Source organism: Magnetovibrio sp. PR-2 (genome assembly GCF_036689815.1).
GTDB lineage: Bacteria > Pseudomonadota > Alphaproteobacteria > Rhodospirillales > Magnetovibrionaceae > Magnetovibrio.
In genome coordinates this window covers 1-1,040 of record NZ_JBAHUR010000039.1, presented here as the reverse complement: position 1 = coordinate 1,040, position 1,040 = coordinate 1, and the positions used below count along the sequence as shown (strand labels likewise).

General features: G+C 52.4%; 1 protein-coding gene. It reads left to right on the top strand.

Going from position 1 to position 1,040, the window contains the following annotated elements:
- Positions 1–7 precede the first annotated feature (7 nt).
- Positions 8–1,030, top strand: a complete 1,023-nt coding sequence (locus tag V5T82_RS18110; protein ID WP_442917975.1) for an IS110 family RNA-guided transposase — start codon at positions 8–10, stop codon at positions 1,028–1,030.
- Positions 1,031–1,040: the final 10 nt, after the last annotated feature.

Genomic DNA, 1,040 nt, shown 5'->3' with positions numbered 1-1,040 from the left:
ATCCTCTATCGGCATCGACATCGGCAAAGATGTGTTTCACATCGTCGGCTTTGATCCAACTGGAACAGTTGTTGTTCGGCGCAAGATTAAGCGCTTATCCCTTGTGAAGGAGTTCGATCATTTCCCACGTTGCATTGTCGCCATGGAAGCCTGTTTAAGCGCACATTTTGTGAGCCGCACGTTACGCAAACTCGGTTTTGATCCACGGATTATTCCTGCCAAGTACACCAAACCCTTCGTGAAGGGCCAAAAGAACGATTACAACGACGCCGAGGCGATTGCCGAAGCAGCCCTTCGGCCAAACCTCAAAACTGTGCGCGAGAAAACCCAAGATCAGTTGGACCTTCAAGCCTTGCACCGTGTGCGGTCACGACTGGTGTCACGGCGCACGGCGACTATCAATCAAATTCGAGCTTTCCTGATTGAGCAAGGCATCACGGTCCGCACAGGGGCACACGCTCTGAAAAGTTCGTTATTCGCCATATTGGACAACCGCACGGATGAAATCTCAGCTCGTATGCATGACATTATCATCGGGCTGTATGAGGATTGGCTCTGGCTCGATGAGCGCATTGAAAGCACGACCAAAGAAATCGAGGACATCAGCCTTCATGAGGGCCACTGCCAACGGCTGATGACTATTCCCGGTATTGGCCCGATAATCTCCACCGCCATGGTTGCCGCTGTCGGAAATGGCGAAGCGTTTGAGCGTGGGCGAGACTTTGGAGCTTGGCTCGGATTGGTGCCACGGCAATACAGCACTGGAGGCAAGCCAATTCTTGGGCGCATATCAAAACAGGGGAACAGGTACTTGAGAACGCTGTTCGTCCAAGCCGCACATATCATTTTGATGCGCCCTCACAACTGGAAAAAGTTCAGCTTCGGGCCATGGCTGGAACAAGCTTCGCAACGCATGCACAAAAACAAACTGGCGGCGGCCCTGGCCAATAAGCTGGCCCGTATTGCCTGGAGCATTTTGCATAACGGCAGAACATTCGACACAAACCGGATTGAGGTGACTGCCGTTTAATCGGCACGAC